General features: G+C 64.7%; 11 protein-coding genes and 1 tRNA gene. 5 read left to right on the top strand and 7 right to left on the bottom strand.

Features of this window, described 5'->3' with window-relative positions; genetic code table 11:
- Window positions 1-67: 67 nt before the first annotated feature.
- Window positions 68-1351, top strand: coding sequence for an HlyC/CorC family transporter (locus BLR71_RS16695; protein ID WP_092528877.1), 1284 nt, complete (start codon window positions 68-70; stop codon window positions 1349-1351).
- Between the two features lie 208 nt (window positions 1352-1559).
- On the opposite strand, the gene BLR71_RS16690 is transcribed toward BLR71_RS16695, so the two are convergent.
- Window positions 1560-3515 (bottom strand): MFS transporter, encoded by a 1956-nt coding sequence (locus tag BLR71_RS16690; protein WP_245696574.1) that lies wholly within the window; start codon window positions 3513-3515, stop codon window positions 1560-1562.
- Window positions 3512-4126: a TetR/AcrR family transcriptional regulator gene (locus BLR71_RS16685; protein WP_092528875.1), complete on the bottom strand. Its 615-nt coding sequence runs from the start codon at window positions 4124-4126 to the stop codon at window positions 3512-3514. The genes BLR71_RS16690 and BLR71_RS16685 overlap by 4 nt, the downstream gene beginning before the upstream one ends.
- Window positions 4127-4350: 224 nt before the next feature.
- Between BLR71_RS16685 and BLR71_RS16680 the strand changes: the two genes are divergently transcribed.
- Both BLR71_RS16680 and BLR71_RS16675 read left to right on the top strand, forming a co-directional pair.
- Window positions 4351-5037, top strand: a complete 687-nt coding sequence (locus BLR71_RS16680; RefSeq protein WP_092528873.1) for an SOS response-associated peptidase — start codon at window positions 4351-4353, stop codon at window positions 5035-5037.
- On the top strand, window positions 5037-7937 hold the full coding sequence (locus tag BLR71_RS16675; protein ID WP_245696572.1) for an insulinase family protein: 2901 nt from the start codon (window positions 5037-5039) through the stop codon (window positions 7935-7937). The genes BLR71_RS16680 and BLR71_RS16675 overlap by 1 nt, the downstream gene beginning before the upstream one ends.
- A gap of 216 nt (window positions 7938-8153) precedes the next feature.
- On the opposite strand, the gene sbcB is transcribed toward BLR71_RS16675, so the two are convergent.
- The 4 genes from sbcB to minC all read right to left on the bottom strand — a co-directional run bounded on the left by sbcB (window position 8154) and on the right by minC (window position 11587).
- Window positions 8154-9647, bottom strand: a complete 1494-nt coding sequence (gene sbcB, locus BLR71_RS16670) for an exodeoxyribonuclease I (RefSeq protein ID WP_092528871.1) — start codon at window positions 9645-9647, stop codon at window positions 8154-8156.
- A gap of 83 nt (window positions 9648-9730) precedes the next feature.
- On the bottom strand, window positions 9731-9982 hold the full coding sequence (gene minE / locus BLR71_RS16665) for a cell division topological specificity factor MinE (protein WP_092528869.1): 252 nt from the start codon (window positions 9980-9982) through the stop codon (window positions 9731-9733).
- Window positions 9979-10797 carry a septum site-determining protein MinD gene (gene minD, locus BLR71_RS16660; protein WP_092528867.1) on the bottom strand — a complete coding sequence of 273 codons (819 nt, stop codon included), beginning with the start codon at window positions 10795-10797 and terminating at the stop codon, window positions 9979-9981. Before minD ends, minE begins: the two co-directional genes overlap by 4 nt.
- Before the next feature lie 46 nt (window positions 10798-10843).
- The gene (minC, locus tag BLR71_RS16655) at window positions 10844-11587 is read right to left on the bottom strand and encodes a septum site-determining protein MinC (protein WP_092528865.1); all 744 of its coding nucleotides are present in this window, start codon (window positions 11585-11587) and stop codon (window positions 10844-10846) included.
- A 278-nt stretch (window positions 11588-11865) separates the two neighbouring features.
- Between minC and BLR71_RS16650 the strand changes: the two genes are divergently transcribed.
- Complete coding sequence (locus BLR71_RS16650) at window positions 11866-14646, top strand: DUF349 domain-containing protein (RefSeq protein ID WP_092528863.1); 2781 nt, start codon at window positions 11866-11868, stop codon at window positions 14644-14646.
- 140 nt (window positions 14647-14786) lie between these two features.
- Here the strand turns inward: BLR71_RS16650 and phbB are convergent, their stop codons facing one another.
- Window positions 14787-15533, bottom strand: coding sequence for an acetoacetyl-CoA reductase (gene phbB, locus BLR71_RS16645; RefSeq protein WP_092528861.1), 747 nt, complete (start codon window positions 15531-15533; stop codon window positions 14787-14789).
- 187 nt (window positions 15534-15720) lie between these two features.
- Here phbB and BLR71_RS16640 point away from each other — a divergent pair.
- Window positions 15721-15797 (top strand) — tRNA-Met (locus tag BLR71_RS16640).
- Window positions 15798-15856: the final 59 nt, after the last annotated feature.

The raw sequence follows: 15856 nt of genomic DNA, 5'->3' as shown, positions 1-15856 counted from the left end.
GTGCCTTGACAGCCTCCGGGGGAATCCCTACAAACAAGCCTGACCTGTCTTCGAGGACCTTCTCATCTTGAGTGACGATTTCCCGCTGGGACTACTGTTCGGCCTGCTATTTTTGCTCGTCTGCCTGTCGGCCTTCTTCTCGAGCTCAGAGACCGGCATGATGTCGATCAACCGCTATCGCGTCAGCCACCAGGCCAATAGCGGCGATCGTCCAGCCAAGCGCGTGCTTCGCCTGCTGGCAAGGCCCGACCGGCTGATCGGCGTCATCCTGATCGGCAACAACCTGGTCAACAACCTGGCGGCGGCCCTGGCCACGGTACTGGCCATTCACTTCTTCGGTGAAGTCACCGGCCCCGCCATCGCGCCACTAGTGCTGACCATCGTCATTTTGATCTTCGCCGAGGTCGGCCCCAAGACCTACGCCGCCATCAAGCCGGAGCGCATCGCCTACCCGGCCTCCGTGGCCCTCGAGCCACTGCTAAAGGTGCTCTATCCGTTGGTGTGGCTAGTCAACACCATCTCCAACGGCCTACTGCGCCTGATCGGCGTCAAGAGTCTGACCGGCAACGGCGACCACCTCACTCGGGATGAGCTGCGCACCGTGGTACACGAAGCCGGCACCATGATTCCCCGTCGCCACCAGGCGATGCTGCTGTCGATCCTCGATCTTGAAAACGTCACCGTCAACGACATCATGGTGCCTCGCCACGAGGTGGTGGGCATCGATCTCGAGGATGAACTTGAAAGCATCCTGGCGCAGATCCGCACCAGCCAGCACACCCGGGTGCCGGTGTTCAAAGGCGACATCAACAACATCATCGGCATGCTGCATCTGCGCAACGCGGCCCGTTTCCTGTCCAAGGACGAGGTCACCAAGGCGGCCATCGTCCAGGAGGCCCGGGAGCCCTACTTCATTCCCGAATCGACCCCGCTGCATACGCAGCTGCTCAACTTCCAGCAGCAGAAGCGTCGCACCGGCATCGTGGTCGATGAGTACGGCGATGTGGAAGGCCTGGTCACGCTGGAGGACATCCTCGAGGAGATCGTCGGCGAGTTCACCACCGACATGGCGGGCATGCATCAGGAAATGCACCTGCAGGAGGATGGCAGCTACGTGATCGAAGGCACCGCCAATATCCGCGAACTCAACAAGTCGCTGGGCTGGCAATTGCCCACGGACGGTCCCAAGACCCTGAATGGCCTGATCCTCGAGCATCTCGAAGCCTTCCCCGAAGGCCCCACCTGCCTGCAGGTCGGCAACGTGCGCATGGAGATCCTCGAGGTCAAAGACAAGGTGATCACCTCGGCGCGCTGCTGGCAGCATGTGCGCCGCGCCGCCCGCCAGGAGTGACGATGCACCCGGGCTAGCCCGCGAGCCCTCCTCCAGGCAAGCCGTACCCAAGCCAGCTGGACCCAAAACCAGCTACCCAAAAAAAGCGCCGCGCTGCTCATCAGCGCGGCGCTTTGCGTTGTGTCTAGGAAGGCTTGGTATCAAGGGCGGGCCAAGCGCGATACGAAGCCCAACGGCGCCCAGCATGATGCTTCCACGATGCGAGGCATCACTCGCCGGCGTTGCCGCGAGCAGGGGCTTTCCCAGCAGGCGCGATCAAGGCGTCGGCCTCCTGCTTCAACGCCTTCACGCGCTCCGCCAACTCGCCGCGACGTGCCTTCGCCGCGGGCACCGGCTCACCGAACACCAGCGCCACCCGCGCCTGAAAGCGTCGCGGCAGCCGGCTCAGCGCCGGGCCATCGCGGTTCGAGGTCCAGGAGCCCCAGAGCCCGGCCAGCCCCGCCGGCACCACCGGCACCGGGTTGCGGGCGATGATCAGGTCAAGGCCACGGCGGAAGGCCTGCACCTCTCCGTCACGGGTCAGGCGCCCTTCGGGGAAAATCATTACCACCTCGCCGTGGCGCAGCGCCTGGCTGACCTGATCGAGGGTCCGCCGCAGGCCGCCCGGATCACTGCGCTCGGATTCCACGGGGATCGCCCCCACCAGCTTGAACAGCCAGTTCAGCCAGAGCGATTCGTAGATAGGCCGGTCCATCAAGAAGCGCAGTGGCCGCGGGCAGGCACCGCCCATCACCAGCGCGTCCATGAAGCTGACGTGATTGCAGACCACCAGGGCCGCACCGCTCGCCGGCACATGGTGACGGCCGCGCAGGCGCAGCCGATAGATCAGCGCCACCAACACGAACACCAGCAGGCGCAGCACCGGCCGCGGGCGGCGCACGATCATCGCCACCCCGACCGCCAACGCAATGCCTCCAAGGCTTGCCACGAAGCTTTGCAGATCGAGCCCCAGCACTGACTGCATCAGCCAGCCATACCAGGCGGCCACCACCATCAACAGCGCATTGCAGATGTTATTGGCGGCAATGATCCGCCCGCGCTGTGATTCATGGCTCCCCAGCTGCAGCAGCGTATAAAGCGGCACGATATAGATACCGCCGCCGACGCCGACCAGCATCAAGCCACCCAGCATGCGCCAGACGCTGGGATCCTCGAGCAATATCGCCAGCGGCTGGCCCATGGCCGTGGCGCTATCTACGCCGGCCAGCAGCAGGCTGGCCGCGCCGATCACAAGCGCTCCCAGCGGCACCAGGCCGAGCTCCAGACGCCCGCCAGAGAGCTTGGCACAGGCCAAGGCACCGGCAGCAAAGCCGCAGGCGATGGCCGCTAACAGCACACTCAGCATCGCCTCGGCGCCGCCCGCAACCATCCTCGCCCAGGCCGGTAATTGGGTCAGAAAGCTCGCCCCCAGAAACCAGAAGACGCTGATCGCCAGAATCGCCGACCACAGCACCGGCGAATGCACGCCGCCACGCAGCACCTCGACCAGGCTGGCCAGGGGACGAAAGCGTAGCCGGCCGCGCTCGGCAGAGCGCGAGGAAGCGCCACCGACTGAGGACGCCTCACCGCCTACCGGCGGCAGAGCCAGGCTAGCCCCCCACCCCAATAGGGCGACGACGATCAGGGTCCCCATGACCGCCGGGCGCGACAGCGCATCGGGAAGCGCCGCCAGCACACCGGCCAGCAGCGCACCGGCAAGAATCGCGGCGAAGGTACCGATATGGACCCAGGCATTGCCGCGCCCTAGCTCGTAGGACGGCAGGTGCTGAGGCAAGATGGCGAACTTGACGGCCCCGAACAGCGCCGACTGCAGCCCCATCAGCACTAGCAGCGCGAAAAGCGCCATCAGGTTCTGGTGCCAGACGGCCAGGGCCGCCAGCACCATCAGCACGCATTCGGCGAACTTCAGCAGCCGCACCAGGCGGCGCTTGTCGACGCGGTCGGCAAGCTCTCCGCCCCAGGCGGAAAACAAAAGAAACGGCAGGATGAACAATCCCGCTGCCAGGTTGATGGCAAGCCCCAGGTCCCAGCCAAAATGCGGCACGGCGACAAAGGTCAGCATCAACAGCAGGATGTTGCGAAAGAGGTTATCGTTAAAGGCACCCAGCGCCTGCACCCAGAAAAGGGGTGCGAAGCGGCGCTGGGTCAGCAGGCCAGAGCTCACACGCTGCCCGGAAGGTGGCGAAGGCCGTTCAGCAGGGTCGTGAGCAACTGATCAATCAACTCCCCGACCTCGAGCGGCTGCCCCTGCCAGTAGCCCAGGCGCTCGTTGAGGCCGAGCTGCACCAGGCCGTGGACGCTGCCCCACAGGGTGCGCGCCAGGCGACGGGCTTCGGGATCATCGATCGCCGGCTGAAACTCCTTGAGGGTGGCCTCGACCCGCACGAAGAGCGCCTCGATCATGTCGTTCTGGCGCTGATCGAGCTCGCCTTCCTGGGCCAGCGGATAATCGAACAGCAGTTGCCAGCGAAAAGGCGACGCCTTGGCGAAATGCCAGTAGGCCGTGGCCAGGCCGTTCAGGCGAGTCTGGGGACCGCCCTCACCGAGCCCCTCGATGGCCCCACGCAGGTGGGCCAGGGTCTCGATATTGACGTGCTGAAGGAGGTTATTGAAGCTGCCGTAGAGCTTCAGCAGGGTGCTAGGCGCACAGCCGACCTCGCGGGCCAAGGCTCGCAGGGACAGTGTATGTACGGGGTGCTCTTTGAGCCAGGCATCGCAAGCTGCCATGACCTGAGCATGCAACGCCTCGGGCGCGTGCTGTCTGGGACGTGCCATTGCATCCTCGCGGGTACGCTGAACGGCTGGGGGCTGAAGCGACAGTGTCGCATGTCTCGAACAGCGTTTTATATCAGCATACCTCCCCATCACACAAACACAACCTCGATAGCGTGACGGCCTGCATGCTTTGCAGCGCCCGGTCTCTTGGGTACCCTGAGCCACCGCGCGGCGCGCCTTGACGTGCCCAACGCGCGCCAAGAAGACACTGGACTGGAGGGCCCATGGCCGGCCGCCTGCATATTGCGCCGATCGACCTGCCCCGACTGCTGCCCGGGCTCGAGATCGACGAGCCGCTGCTGAGCGGCGCCAACCTGGCGCCCCGCCAGGGATTGTCGATGATTCGCCTCGATGCCGGCCGCCCGCATCTGCGCCGGGCCTTCTGGGGACTGACCCCGCCCTGGCTCAAGGTGCTCGACCACGCCCCGCATTGCGCCCGGGCGGAAAGCCTCGATGAGCGCAAGATGTTTGCCGAGGCCTTCAGCGCCCGTCGCTGCCTGGTGCCGGTCACCGGCATCTATGTGTGGCGCGCCATGCCACGTGGCAAGCAGCCCTATCTGGTAACCCGCGCCGACCGCGGCCCCCTGCTGCTGGCCGGCCTGTGGGCACGATACCACACGACACTGAGCGCCTTTCACGACTCCATGGCCCTGATCACCGTGGCCGCGCCGCCACTGTTAGCCCCGCTCAGCGACCGCCTGCCGGCGGTGATCGACGCCGACCAGGCAGCGGCCTGGCTCGACCCCGCCACCCCGCTCGACGAGGCCCGCGCCATGCTTAGCCCCGCCTCAAGGGAACTGTTGGGCGCTTTTCCGGTATCAAGACGAGTGAATCACCCGCTGAATCAGGAATGGGCCTGTGGCCACCCCACCGGCCCGATGCTGCGCAGCCAGCCCGCACAGGAGTCATGATGACCGCCACGACCCACCTTGCCTCACCTCGCCGCCACCGCGACAGGCTGGCACGCCTGGCCTTTGGCAGCGCCCTGCTGATGACCCTCATCGCACCGGCGCTTGCCAGTGCCTCGACAACCGCCGACGCGTCGCCCCAGGCCTCATCGGAGGCGCCAGCCAAGGCCGACGCCGCCACGCTGAAAACCAGCCCCAACGATAGCCGCGACTACCGCCTGCTCAGCCTCGATAACGGCCTGACCGTGCTGCTGGTCAGCGATAGCGAGGCAGACAAGGCCGCCGCCTCGATGAACATCGACGTCGGCAGCGCAAGCGACCCTGAGGACTTGTCGGGGCTCGCCCACCTCCTGGAGCATATGCTGTTCCTGGGGACCGACGCCTACCCGGCCCCAGATGCCTATCAGTCGTTCATCAACCAGCATGGCGGCAATCACAACGCCTTCACCGCCAGTCAGGACACCAACTACTTCTTCGACATCGAGCCCGACGCGCTGCCCGGCGCCCTGGATCGCTTCAGTCAGTTCTTCATCGCGCCCCGCTTCAACGCCGATAAACTGGAGAGCGAGCGCAACGTGGTGCATTCTGAATATCAGGCGCGGCTGCGCGATGACGGACGCCGCGAGAATGATGCACTCGACCAGGTGCTCAACCCCGACAACCCGACCACCGGTTTCTCGGTGGGCAGCCGCGCCACCCTGACGCTGCCCGACAACGCCCAGCCGCCGCTCAGGCAGCGCATCATCGATTTCTTCAAGGCCCACTACGGCGCCGGTGTGATGCACCTGGCAGTGGTGGCGCCCCAACCGCTGGATGACTTGGAAGCCCTGGTCCGCGACCGCTTCGCGGCGATCCCCAATCGCGGCCTCAGCCGCGCCAAGGTCGACCAGCCGCTGGTTCGCCCCGATAGCCTGCCGCTGTCTCTCGATGTCGCGTCGCTGCGAGACGAGCGCCAGCTGCGCTTCTATTTCCCGGTGCCCGACCCCGAGCCCTTCTACGCCACCAAGCCCGCCTCTTACATCGCCAACCTGCTGGGTCATGAGGGCAAGGGCAGCCTGCTCGAGCAGCTGCGCGAAGCAGGCCTTGCCGATGGCCTGTCGGCAGGCGTCAGCCGCGGTGATGGCACCCATGCCCTGTTCAGCGTCGGCATCAGCCTGACGCCCAAGGGTGCCCAACAGATCCCGAGCATTCAGGCCAGCTTGTTCGCTGCCATCGACGAGATCCGCCAGCAAGGGCTCGATCCCTGGCGCTATCAGGAGCAAGCCCGCCTTGCCGAGCAGGAATTCCGCTTCCAGCAGCACGGCGACCCTCAGCACGATGCCACGCGCCTGGCCATGAACCTGGCGCACTACCCGAGCCGTGATGCCCAGTTCGCCCCCTACCGCATGGACGGCTTCGACGAAGCCCGCATCCAGGAGTATCTGGCGGCCCTGACCCCGGACAACCTGCTGCGGGTCTACAGCGCTCCCGATGTGAAGGGCACCGCCACCTCGCCCTGGTTCGATGCCCCCTATCGCGTCGACCGGGCGCCGGACTGGGCGAGTGCCTCGGCCATCGGCAAACTGTCTCTGCCCGACCCCAACCCCTATATCGCCAAGGACTTGAGCCTGGGTGACGTTCAGAACGCGCCGCCCCAACACCTGCTGAAGACTGAGAGTGCCGATGTCTGGTACCAGGCCAATGTCGACTTCGACACGCCCAAGGTGGAGTGGCGCTTCAGCCTGCAGCATCCGGCGGCGGCCGCCAACGCCCGAGATGCGGCGCTGACCCGCCTGCTGGCCGGTTGGCTCAACGATAGTCTCAACGAGACGCTCTATCCGGCCAGGCTCGCCGGTCATCAGTTCAATGCCTACGCCCATGCCCGCGGCATGACCCTGGCCTTCTCCGGCTGGCGAGACCGCCAGCCACGCCTGATCGAGCGAGTGCTCACTCAACTGACCCGGGGCGAGGTCACCGACGACAGCGTCGCGCGAGTCCGCCACCAGCTCGAGCGCGAATGGCGCAACGCCCCCGAGGCCGCGCTCTATCAGCAAGCCAGCCGCACGCTCGGCGAGGCGCTGCTGCGCCCGCAGTGGCCGGCGGCGACGCTGCTCGACGCCATTGGCGATCTAGACGCCGACGATCTGCGTGATTACCGGGACAGCTACCTGGCTGAGCTGCATCTCGAGGCCATGGCGGTGGGCGACCTGTCGGCCGAGACCGCCCGCGCTACCGGCGAATCCGTGATCGCCACCCTGGCTCCAACGCTGCCCGCCGAGGCCATTCCTGACCTGGAACCGCTGGATATTGCGCGCGGCCTGCCCAACCTGCAGCCCAACAGCACCCGCCAAGACTCCCTGGTGCTTCGCTACCTGCAGGGGCCCACCCAGAGCCTGGACGAGCAGGCACGCCTGGCGGTGCTCGGCCAGCTTATCTCCACGCCCTTCTACACCCGGCTGCGCACCGAGCAGCAGCTCGGCTATATCGTCAATGCCGGCTATATGCCGCTGCTCGACGCGCCGGGCATGAGCCTGATGGTGCAGTCACCGGATACCGATAGCGAGATGATCGGCCAACGCATCACGGCCTTCCTCGATGAGTTCGACCAGACACTTGCCGAGCTCGACGAAGCCAGTCTGGCCCCCTACCGACAGGCCGTGCATGACCGCCTGCTGGAACGCGACACCTCGCTGGGTGCCCTCGCCAATCGCCAATGGCAGGCGCTGGCACGCGACGATGTTGGCTTCGACCAGCACGAGCGCCTCGCCGAAAGGGTCTCGGCGATCACCCCGGAAGCATTGCGTGAGGCATGGGCCGAACTGCGCAAGGCACCGGCCGCCAACATCACCTTCGATCCCGGCGATGCCCCCAGCGACCTGCTGGCACTGACGGCGGATCTGAAGCCGCTACCCATAGCCGACTGACGCCACTCCACGGCAATCGCGGCGCCATTTCCCGGCGCCGCGGACCCGCCGCCGAAAAAAGTGCCCGGCGAAAGCCAGTAGCGAAACGACCATGCCCAGATACGCCGACGCCCGGAGCCTTTGCCAGGCTCCGGGCGTCGTCGTTTTAATGCTGCGCGGTGATGCATCGCATCAGGCACCGCTGAAGAGCGCAGCCTCGAGCGATGCTAAAGCGGCTCAGGCACCAAAGGCCTGCGCCGGCATGATCGCTTCGACATGCATCACCAGCTCCTCAAGGACCTGGCGCTCGCCGTCTTCGAGGCTGACCTGGTTCAGGCGCTCGATCTCTCGGGCGAAGCCTTGCAGAGTCAGGCCGCCCAGGCTCGCATCGTTCATGCGCGACCAGCGATAGGCATCCCACTGAGTCTGCTCTTCGCCTTCTAGGGTGTCGGGATAGCTGCGGGCCCGGAAGCGGAACAGCATTTCTTCGAGGCGCTGATCCTGAAAAGCGAAACTGGCACCGACCAGGTCCCAGGGGTCCGAGTCCCGCACTCGCTGCATCTGCTGGCGATCCGCCGGCGAGAAGAAGCCGCCGGAGTAGAGCATCAGATCCGGGTCCTGCGGCCCCTCGGGGGGTGGCTCGGCGAAGACACCAGCGGCGCGGCTGGCCGCCTCGGGAGCGGTCGAAAGCTGCTTCCAGTGCGCGCGGCAGGTCGGCAGGTCGAGTCCCAGCCGCTCGACGATCGCGCCGTACTCGCCGCGACGCTCGCCGCTGGTGTCCTTCAGGTAGCTCACCGGCATCAGCACCGGACTCTTGTTGAGGTGAATCACCTTGAGTGGAATGCGGGTCTCCCCCTCGGCGAGGTCATCGGCACCGACGAACACCCGAGCGCGGATTTCCTCCACCGACAGCTCGAACAGCGGCGCCGGGTCCACCGCCAAGTCATAGACGATTACCCCGTTGGGGTTGCTGGGATGCTCGGCCAGCGGCATCACTAAAGCGCTGCAGGCGCGGCTCGCCGGGTAACGACGCGAGATATGCAGCAGCGGTTTGCGCGAGGCGATATCCAGGCGCTTGGCGACCTCACGCTTGCTGCGCAGCGCCAGCAGGTAGTCGAAGAGCCCCGGATTGCAGGACTTGAGCAGTCGTGCCAGGGCGATGGTGGCACGCACGTCCGCCAGCGCGTCATGGGCGCCGGCATGCTCGATGCCGTTAGCGGCGGTCAGGTGCTCGAGCTTGAAGCTCGGCGCCCCATCCTCGCGCTTGGGCCACTCGATGCCCTCGGGGCGCAGGGCATGAAAGGCTCGCACCACATCGATCAGATCCCAGCGCGAATTGCCGTTCTGCCACTCCCGTGCATAGGGGTCCAGGAAGTTGCGATAGAACAGGTGCCGGCTGACTTCATCGTCGAAGCGCAGGCTATTGTAGCCAAGGGCACAGGTGCCGGGCTCGCTCATGGCGTCATTGATGATGCCGGCGAATTCGGCCTCGGGAACGCCTCGTCGCTGGGCCTTTTGCGGCGTGATGCCGGTGATTAGGCAGGCCTGTGGGTGCGGCAGGTAATCATCGGCAGGCTTGCAGTAAACCTCGATCGGCGCGCCGATCTCGTTGAAGTCGGCATCGGTGCGGATTGCGGCGAACTGCGAGGGCCGATCCCGGCGCGGGTCGGCCCCGAAGGTTTCGTAATCGTGCCACAGGAAGGTCCGCGGAGCGGCGGGGGACGGCGCCATGACAGGCTCTCCAGGCAGTCTAAATGGCAACCAGCCTAGCACAGTCCCCCGCGTGGCTCAGCCACGTCACTCGACCAGGCGACTCAGCTTCGCGGCAGGGTCACGTTAAGCTCGAGCACCGAACAGTCGTCGTCGCGATCGAGGCTGATGTTGATGGCATCCTGCTCGACCTTCACATAGCGACGAATCACCTCCAGCAGCTCGCGCTCCAGCATCGGCATATAGTCCGGCTGGTCGCGCTGACCGCGCTGGTGGGCAACGATAATCTGCAGCCGCTCCTTGGCCACCGACGCGCTCTTCTTGCGCTCACCTCTCAAGAAATCCAGCAGTTTCACCGACGACCTCCCCCGAACACACGGCTCAGCAGCCCTTTCTTCTGGTACTCGTGGAAACGCAGCGGCACTGTCTCACCAAGCAGCCGCGAGACGGTATCGGTGTAGGCCTGGCCGGCATCGCTTTTCTGGTCGTGCGTGACCGGAATGCCCTGGTTGGACGCCCGTAGCACGGCCTCGGATTCGGGGATCAGGCCGATCAGATCGATAGCCAGAATCTCACAGATATCATCGAGGTTGAGCATGTCGCCACCGTCGACCCGGGACGGGTTATAGCGCGTGATCAGCAGGTGTTCCTTGACCGGGTCGCGATTCTGCTCGGCGCGACGGGTCTTGGAGGACAGCAAACCGAGAATGCGGTCGGAATCGCGCACCGAGGACACCTCGGGGTTGGTCACTACCACCGCTTCGTCGGCGAAGTACATCGCCAGTTGAGCACCGCGCTCGATGCCGGCCGGCGAGTCGCAGATGATGAAATCGAAATCCTCTGTCAGGGCATCGAGAATCTTCTCTACGCCTTCACTCGTCAGGGCGTCCTTGTCGCGGGTCTGAGAGGCCGGGAGGATATGCAGGTTTTCGACGCGCTTGTCGCGAATCATCGCCTGATTGAGTCCGGCGTCGCCCTGAATGACGTTGACCAGGTCATACACCACGCGGCGTTCGCAGCCCATGATCAGGTCAAGGTTGCGCAGGCCCACGTCGAAGTCGATCACCACTGTTTTATTGCCGCGCAGCGCCAGCCCAGTAGCGATGGCGGCCGCACTGGTCGTCTTGCCAACCCCACCCTTGCCGGAGGTCACTACAATGATCTTGGCCAAGATAAGCTTCCTGTTGCTAAAGAGATAACAAAGCGTCGCGAGACCTTCAGGTCAGCGCGACGATCGCCAGCTGGTCCTCGCTCAAGCTGACCTGAACGGTGCGGCTCAGCAAGCGCGGGTCGATATCTTCCAGTCGCTTGTAGCTGCCGGCTACCGACAGCAACTCGGCGTGCAGTTCGCGACAAAAGATGGCGGCATCATGATCACCATGGATGCCGGCCAGCGCCCGCCCCCGCAAGGCGCCGTAAACATGGATATTGCCCGCCGCCAGCACCTCGGCACCGGCATTGACCGAGCCGATCACCACCAGGTCGCCTTCCTGGGCGCTGACCTGTTGTCCCGAGCGGACGGTGCCACGATAGATACGTCCCGTCGGCGTTGTGCCGATGCTCGCGGCCTCATGTTCCGCAGCGGCACTTTGCGCATCGCGCTCATTGGCCACGCTCTCGAGGGCGCGCGGGCGCGCCTCTTGGGGCGGGAACCAGCCAAGGCCTAGCGCCCAGGCGGACTGTTTGACCGGGTCGGCTCCCCCGCGCACCGCGACCGGCAGCAGCTTGTGGGCACGGCAGACCGCGCAGATTCGCTCCAGCGAAAGATGCGGCTCATCGAGCCTCTCGACGCTGAGCACCACGGGCGTGTGCTGGAAGAAGGCCGGAGACTGGTTGAGTTTGCTTTCTAGCTGGTCACGGATGCGCTCGGGATCGGCGCTGGTCAACTCCATGACCGTCATGGGCAACATGCCACCCTTAAAGGTAAATGCCATGCTGGCCCTATCCATCTTGAGGCTCATTGCCGGACTCCGCAGGGGGTGATGAAGGTTAAAGCTAAGCGAGGGATAGCCCCCCTGCAACTGATCATAAGACCAAGAGGCCAAACTGTCAGTGATTGTCTTGTGCAAGTTGAGCCCAACGCATGTTTATTTTCCCCTGAAAAGCAGTCCGATCCGCTGCCCGGTGAGCGATATCTCCATCACGCCGGGACTTTTCCGCCCCTTCGTCACATGCTTAGATGGAGAGTCAACGCCATGGCGCAACGCAGGCCGTGCCTATATAGGAATGCAACATCATCATGTCAGGAAAGACACCCACAGGATGGCTTCGTCGCTGGCTGGCACCTCGCTGGCAGCACCCCGATGCCGAGAAACGTCGCGAGGCCGCTGCCCGACTCGATGCCACTCGACCAGAGGAATATCGTCGGCTAGAAACGCTGGCCAAGGATCAAGACGCCCGCGTCCGCCAGACGGCCCTGTCACAGATCGGCGACCCGGAAACCTTGCTGGCGATGATGGAGCATGCGGCCTCGTCCGAGTTGACGACACGGCTGGTCGCCTTGCTGGTGGGGCGGGAGCCCGGCATCAGCCTGGATCGCCGCCTGGCACTGGTCGAGCGCATCGACCAGACGCGCCTGCTGAGCGACATCGCGCTGCAGGGCGATAACCAGCAACTAAGACTGACGGCACTGGCCCGGATAGACGATGAAGAAACGCTGATTCATCAAGCCTGTGAGAACGGCATCGCCGCCGTGCGCCGCGCCGCAGCCGAACGCGTCGAGAGCGAAGAAGGGCTGCGCGAGCTCTCCCGCCGCGCCCGGCGCGACAAACAAGTTCATCGGCTGGCCCGTGAAGCCCTGGGCCGGCGTCGCGCCAATGAGGCGCAGGCCGCCGCCGCCCACGAGAAACGCGAGCAGTTGCTCAGCGCCCTAGAAGCACACGTCACCCACGCCTGGGAGCCCCTTTACGCCAGCCGATTCCGGCACCTGAAGCGCGAGTGGGAAACCCTCAAGGACCTGCCTAGCACCGAGCAAGAGCGCCGCTATCAGGATGCCTCTCTGGCATGCCGCAAGGTGATCAGCGACCACGAGGCGCATCAGCAGGCCGCTGAGAGCGCGCACCAGCAGCGCGAAAGCGACGACGAGACCCGCCTTGGCCTGATCGAAGCGCTGGAAGAAAGCCTCGACGGGCTGCGCCAGAACGACCGTCTCACCGGCCAGGACATGGCCAGCCTGCGTGCCCAGCGACGCCTGCTGGACCAGCGTTGGGAAGAACTCTCCGACCGTCATCCGCCGCAACGTGAGCTTCGTGAGCGCCACAGCCAGGCCCTGGCCGACTACCATCATCTGAATGCCGCCTGGGCGAGGCTCGAGCAGCATGCAGAGACCCTGGAAAGCGCGATCACCGACCACGATCGCGACCGGCTAATGGCGCTTATCGAAGCCATCGACTGGCCCGACGACCTGCCTCCCGTGGATGCGATCGAGCGCGCCCGCGCACAGCTCGACCGCTCACCGTCATCCCAGACGACGGTGAGTCGCGAGGAAATCGAGCGCGGCCTTTCGACCCTCGATGAAAAGCTCAAGCGCGGCGCCTTCAAGGCCGCCAGCCGCCTGCATCAGCAGTTACGCCAGCAGCTAGAAGCGCGACCAGCAGACGACCGCCAGGCGCTCGAGGGCACACTCAAGCGCCTGGGCGCTCAGCTCGCCGAGCTGCGCGACTGGCGCGGCTTCGTTGCCGCCCCCAAGCGTGATCAGCTATGCCAGGCCATCGAGGCCCTGGCCGACGATGGGACCCTGGCCACCGACGTGCTGGACCGCCGCCACCGCCGGCTGATCACGGAATGGAAGGCGCTAGGTGACGCCGCCGCCACCCGTGAGCTATCGCAACGCTTTCGCCAGGCCTCCGAGCGCATTCATACCCGCCTGGCGCCCTGGCGGGAGCAGCAGCAAGCCCAGCGCGTCCAGAACCTCGAGACTCGCCAAGCGCTGTGCGACCAGCTTGCCGCCCTGCTGGAGGCTCCCGACCCAGAGGCCGATCCGGACGCCCTGCGCGAGATTCGCGACAAGGCCCGCGAACAGTGGCGACGCTGCACGCCGGTACCGCGCCAGCAGTCACAGGAAGTCGGTCAGCGTTTTGCCACCCTCAGCCACGACCTGCAGGCGCTGATCGATCGTCGAGCCCAGCAGATCGCGACCGCCAAACGCGAACTGATCGACGAGGCCCGCCGCCTCAGTGGGTCGTCTCAGCCAGCGACCCAGCGCGCCCAGGAGGCCAAGGGCCTGCAGCGGCGCTGGCGTGCCCTGGGGCGAGCGGCCAAGGGCGAAGAGCAGGCCCTGTGGCGGGAGTTCCGCAATCTGTGCGACGAAATCTTCGCCAGTCGCGAGGCCGAATACGATAATCAGGCCGCCCGCGCCAAGGTGCGCCTGGACGCCATGCAGGCCGTAATCGACCGCTTCGATGCCTGGCAGCCCTCCTCGAGCGCCGACGAGCCGGTGCTGGAGCAGGCCATCGCCGAAGTCGACGCGCTCAAGCCGCTCCCGCCCGGCCGGCGCACCGACGGCATGCGCAAGCGCTGGACCGGTATCGTGCGGGCTCGCCGTGAACGGCTAGCTCGACTTGCAGTTAACGAAGAGATTCTCGCCTGGCAATCCCTGCAGCCCCTGCTCAGCGCGCACCTCGACGCTGACCGCAAAGCGCTGGACGGCCTGACACCCAGCGACGTTCCCGCCGACGAGAGCCTTCACGGCGATATGCTGAAGGCGCACCATGCGCGTAATGCCGCCCGTCGCGCCCCGCCGCCTTCCGACACCGTCAAGGAGGTTCTGACGCGTCTGCGTGTGCACATGGCGCTATTGGCTGGCAGCGGGCTCGCTCATCAGGACGAACCCCTGCGTCTAGCCATTCAGGTCGAGCGGCTCAATGAAGGCCTGGGCCAAGAGCCGACACGCGCCGAAGAGCTACATAACGTTCTGCGCGCCCTCTTGGCCACCGGGCCGATGCCGGCAGAACACTGGGAGCACGAAGCGCCGGAGCTCGATGCCCTGCTACACCAGATGCTGCCCCTGCCACCGCCCTGACTCGCCGCGCTCTCTGCTGCTGCACCCTGCGCCCACGTTATCAACGAAAAGACCCGAAGCCTTGGCTTCGGGTCTGTTGTTTGGCGTGCCAGTTATCGCTCTGTTAGGCGCATGCGTCACACATCAGGCGCCGGTGACTATCAGCCCATGAACTGGCCACCGTTGATGTCCAGGTTAGCGCCGGTGATGAAGCCGGACTCCTTGTCAGCCAAGAAGACCACGGCCCGTGCGATCTCTTCCGGGGTGCCGTAGCGTTTGACAGGAATGCCTTCGCGAATCGCCTCGCGCACCTTCTCGGGAATTTTCATGATCATATCGGTGGCGATGTAGCCAGGCGACAGAGTATTGACGGTGATGCCCTTGGTCGCGGTCTCCTGTGCCAGCGACATGGTCAGGCCATGCATGCCGGCCTTGGCGGCCGCATAGTTGACCTGGCCGAACTGGCCCTTGCGACCATTGATCGAGGAGATGTTCACGATGCGGCCGTAGCCGTGCTCGAGCATGTCTTCGATAACGCTGCGACAGGTATTGAAGACGCTGTTGAGGTTGGTGTCGATGACTTCATGCCACTGCTCCGGCGCCATCTTCTTCATGGTGCCATCACGGGTAATGCCGGCGCAGTTGACCAACACGCTGACCGGGCCATACTTCTCGCGGATCTCGGTCACTCCAGCGACACATTCGTCATAGTTGGTCAGGTCGACACCTGACAGTGCGATATTGTCGAAACCATCGGCCTGTTGATCGGCAAGCCACTGCTTGGCCTTTTCAGGATTGTGGTAACCGGCAACGACTTGATAGCCCTCCTTGGCAAGGGCTCGACAGATTGCCGATCCAATGCCACCGGTCCCCCCGGTAACCCATGCGACGGGTGCTGCATTAGCCATAATATATCTCCCTGATAGATGACTGTGTTCTACAACTTGCCTTGGTCAGTATGGACCATTACCGCGTCGACACTCCCGAGCATGACAAGCCCCCCTGTCACTTTCAATTCCTACAGATCACACTCCAGCACCTTCGTTTCAACACTTGACCCAGCGCAAATATCCTGTAGTATATGCCTCACGTTGATGCGGGGTGGAGCAGTCTGGTAGCTCGTCGGGCTCATAACCCGAAGGTCATCGGTTCAAATCCGGTCCCCGCTACCAAATATAGAAAAAGCCGATACTCACCAGAGTGTCGGCTTTTTTGTGTCTGCACGGCACCT

This window comes from Onishia taeanensis, from assembly GCF_900100755.1.
Classification (GTDB): Bacteria; Pseudomonadota; Gammaproteobacteria; order Pseudomonadales; family Halomonadaceae; genus Onishia; species Onishia taeanensis.
This window is presented reverse-complemented; position numbering and strand designations above follow the sequence as displayed.